This is a genomic window from Methylophaga sp. UBA5088, from assembly GCF_002414625.1.
GTDB lineage: Bacteria > Pseudomonadota > Gammaproteobacteria > Nitrosococcales > Methylophagaceae > Methylophaga > Methylophaga marina.
Genome location: NZ_DIAC01000026.1, coordinates 4,148 through 7,961, shown reverse-complemented (window position 1 = coordinate 7,961; position 3,814 = coordinate 4,148). Strand labels below are relative to the sequence as shown.

Here is a 3,814-nt window from a genome sequence, read left to right as displayed (position 1 = left end):
CCTCGCATAATCGTCCGGTTCTGGATTGTGACAGTCTTTCTGGTGTTGATTGGTCTAGCAACGTTGAAAATACGATGACATACGGCATGAATAGTCTTTCACATAAAAATTGCCTGATTATCGGTCTGGGTCAGACAGGACTTTCGTGCGCTCGATTTTTAGCCAATAGAGCGCTAGGTATTGCCATCATGGATACCCGTGAGAATCCACCTTCTGTTCAGGATGTGAAAAATGCGTATCCACAAGTATTGATTAAAACCGGCGGGCTGGATCAGGACTGGATCTTAAAAGCAGATCTGATTGTTTTGAGTCCTGGAGTCGATCCGCGTCTTCCTGAAATTGAAATTGCACGTCAGGCAGGCATTGAGATTGTGGGTGATATTGAGTTGTTTGCTCGCTATGCTGATGCGCCTATCGTGGCGATTACGGGTTCAAATGGTAAAAGCACGGTCACCACGCTTTTGGCCCTGATGGCACAAGTGTCAGGGAAAACAGTCAGAGCAGGGGGGAATTTAGGAACACCCGCTTTAGATCTGTTAGAAGAGTCCGCTCCCGATTTCTATATTCTTGAACTATCCAGTTTCCAGCTAGAAACTGTGCGTTCATTGAATGCTTTTGCTGCTGTTGTGTTGAATGTCAGTCCGGATCACATGGACAGATATGACTCCGTAGAGTCTTATCAATGCGCTAAGCAAACCATCTTTAACGGTGATGGTGTCATGGTGATTAATCGGGATGACCCGATTGTGAACAGCATGAGCCAGCCTGGCCGAAACATTATCGGTTTTAGTCTTCATGAGTCACAAGGCGTCGACTTCGGTTTATTAGAAACAGAAGGGCAAACATGGCTAGCTGAGGGCGAATATCCCTTATTACCCATCGATCAGATGAAAATCGTTGGTATGCATAATATTGCCAATGCGTTGGCAGCGCTGGCACTGGGCTCAGCGATGGCACTACCCATGTCATCCATGTTGTCAGCCATTCGAGAATATAAAGGCCTACCACATCGTTGTCGTCTCGTCAGACAATTGAATGGTGTGCGTTGGTTTAATGATTCTAAAGCAACCAATGTGGGGGCATCAGTTGCCGCCATTAATGGTTTGGCAAGTAATGGCAGAATTATTCTCATTGCTGGTGGCGTCGGAAAAGAACAGGATTTTTCGGAACTGACACCATCACTCAAAGCCTCAGTGAAGGCAGTTATTCTGCTGGGATTAGATGCCGATAAAATCGCCCAAGTCATTCCGACTGGTGTTGATCAGCTTCAAGCAAAAGATATGGCTGATGCTGTGAAAATTGCACAACAAATCGCGTTGGAAGGCGACAATGTTTTATTGTCTCCTGCCTGTGCCAGTTTCGATATGTTCAGTAGCTATGTTGAACGTGGAAATTGTTTCGAACAAGCCGTTAGGGAGATTGCAGCATGAGTGAGTCTTCACTGCAATTTGATAAAAGCTTGTTGTTTTCAACCGGCGCATTGCTGTTTATCGGTCTTGTGATGGTGTGTTCTGCGTCGATTACTGTTGCAGATAGTCGTCTTGAGCAACCTCTATACTTTTTCATACGCCAGTTTGCCTTTGCAGCAGTGGGTATAGTCATTGCCTGGGGATTTATTTCTGTCAGATTAGCCGTTTGGCAACGTATTGCCCCACAATTGCTGATGGCTGGTGTGGCAATGCTAATTATGGTGCTCATTCCAGGCGTCGGACGTGAAGTCAATGGCAGCTCACGCTGGTTACCTCTTGGCCCTGTCAATTTACAAGTAGCAGAGCTGATTAAGCTGTTTGCCATTATCTACATTGCTGATTACTTGCAACGTCACCATGGACAGCTGCACGTCTCATTTTTAAAAGTCTTAGCGCCACTGACCCTGTTAGGTGTAGCAGCCTTATTGCTGTTATTACAACCTGATATGGGATCGATGGTGGTGATCATGTCAACCGTGCTTGCCATGCTGTTTTTAGGTGGTGCCAGATTAGATGTGTTTGCGACATTGATTGGTGTGATGGGGCTGCTATTTGCGATGCTGGTCTGGATTGCACCATACCGTCTGGAACGTTTACAGAGTTTTATGGACCCTTGGGCTGACCCATTTGGTAGTGGTTTTCAGTTAACACAGGCACTAATTGCCTTTGGTCGTGGCGATTGGTTCGGTGTGGGCCTTGGTAGCAGTATGCAGAAGTTATTTTATTTACCTGAGGCGCATACCGACTTTCTGTATTCGATTATTGCAGAAGAACTGGGACTGATTGGTGCACTGACGGTCATTGTGTTGTTCTTCGTCTTTATCTGGCGAGCTCTGGCGATCGGACGTGCTGCAGAGCAGGCTGGACAAGTATTTGGTGCACAGATCGCTTATGGCATCGGCATTTGGTTGGGGTTACAGGCTTGCGTCAATATTGGTGTGAACATGGGGGCGCTTCCGACAAAAGGTCTGACTTTGCCATTAATGAGTTATGGCGGCAGTAGTTTGGTGATTGTGTGTGCGGCGATTGCACTGTTATTCCGTGTCGATATGGAAACACGAATACCTGAAAAAGCCTCAGCGAGGATCAGACGATGAAAAGAGTCATGATTATGGCGGGTGGTACCGGTGGACATGTCTTCCCTGCACTTGCGGTGGCAGAGGAGTTACGTCTGAGAGATGTTGAAGTTTCGTGGATTGGTACCGCTCATGGTATTGAAGCGAAATTAGTGCCTGCAGCTGGCTATCTATTATCAGAAATTAAAGTCAAAGGCTTACGCGGGAACGGTGTGCTTGGTTGGTTAATAGCGCCATTTAAAGTCGTCAAAGCGGTACTGGAAGCGGGCTCACTCATTCGTCAATTAAAACCTGATGTAGTGATGGGGCTGGGTGGTTTTGCCTCTGGTCCTGGTGGATTTGCAGCATGGTTGATGGGAAAACCATTAATTATTCATGAGCAAAATGCGATTCCAGGTCTGACGAACCGTTTATTAGCAAAATTAGCAGACAAAGTGCTAACAGGTTTCCCTGACAGTTTTGATAAAAAAATCGATGCAGAGTGGGTTGGTAATCCGGTGAGGAAAACGATTGAAGATTTACCAATGCCACACCTTCGTCAGACAGAAAAATCAGGTCGATTAAATCTATTGGTCCTGGGCGGAAGCCTGGGCGCACGGTCATTGAATACATTCGTGCCGCAAGCCTTAGCTAAGATATCCGCTGACCACCGTCCTGAAGTTATCCATCAGTGTGGTAGCAAACATAGTGATGATTGCCGCCGATCATATAAAGACGCTGGTGTTAAGGCTGATGTTAAAGAGTTTATTGAGGATATGGCAGCGGCATATGCCTGGGCTGATTTAGTGATATGCCGAGCTGGCGCACTGACTGTGGCAGAAGTCGCTGCGGCCGGTATTGCATCAATTTTAGTGCCTTATCCATATGCCGTGGATGATCATCAGACCCATAATGCTGCGGTCTTAGTGGATGCGAATGCAGCAATTTTAATGGCAGATCAACATTTAGATGCTGATGTGATAGCGAATACGGTCCGTCGACTTGATGGAGACAGAGAAGGGTTATTAAACATGGCAAATGCGGCAAGACAAGTCGCAAAAATGGGCACAGCAGCGCATATCGCTGATATTTGTATGGAGGCTGCCAATGGATAGACTGACCTCAGCCATGCAGAGCCGCGTTAAGCATATCCACTTCATCGGTATTGGTGGCGTGGGTATGGGCGGTATCGCAGAAGTATTATTGAACTTGGGTTATCAAGTTAGTGGTAGTGATTTAGCTGAGAACAGCTTGATCAAGCATCTTCGTAGTCTGGGTGCGACCATTATG

The 3,814-nt window shown here is 46.6% G+C and carries 4 protein-coding genes; all 4 read left to right on the top strand.

Annotation, left to right across the window (positions count from 1 at the left end; translation table 11 throughout):
- Nucleotides 1-74 precede the first annotated feature (74 nt).
- A complete protein-coding gene (murD, locus tag B4K20_RS03090) occupies nt 75-1,430 on the top strand; it encodes a UDP-N-acetylmuramoyl-L-alanine--D-glutamate ligase (RefSeq protein WP_289281888.1) in 1,356 nt (451 codons plus the stop codon).
- Nucleotides 1,427-2,566 carry a putative lipid II flippase FtsW gene (ftsW, locus tag B4K20_RS03085; RefSeq protein WP_289281844.1) on the top strand — a complete coding sequence of 380 codons (1,140 nt, stop codon included), beginning with the start codon at nt 1,427-1,429 and terminating at the stop codon, nt 2,564-2,566. Before murD ends, ftsW begins: the two co-directional genes overlap by 4 nt.
- Complete coding sequence (murG, locus tag B4K20_RS03080) at nt 2,563-3,639, top strand: undecaprenyldiphospho-muramoylpentapeptide beta-N-acetylglucosaminyltransferase (protein WP_289281843.1); 1,077 nt, start codon at nt 2,563-2,565, stop codon at nt 3,637-3,639. The genes ftsW and murG overlap by 4 nt, the downstream gene beginning before the upstream one ends.
- A partial coding sequence (locus tag B4K20_RS03075; RefSeq protein ID WP_289281842.1) for a Mur ligase domain-containing protein occupies nt 3,632-3,814 on the top strand: 183 nt, incomplete at its 3' end. The genes murG and B4K20_RS03075, both read left to right, overlap by 8 nt.

Excerpts from the sequence above, each read along its gene's own strand:
- murD (WP_289281888.1), top strand. The coding sequence starts at position 75 with ATGACATACGGCATGAATAGTCTTTCACATAAAAATTGCCTGATTATC.
- ftsW (WP_289281844.1), top strand. The coding sequence starts at position 1,427 with ATGAGTGAGTCTTCACTGCAATTTGATAAAAGCTTGTTGTTTTCAACC.
- murG (WP_289281843.1), top strand. The coding sequence starts at position 2,563 with ATGAAAAGAGTCATGATTATGGCGGGTGGTACCGGTGGACATGTCTTC.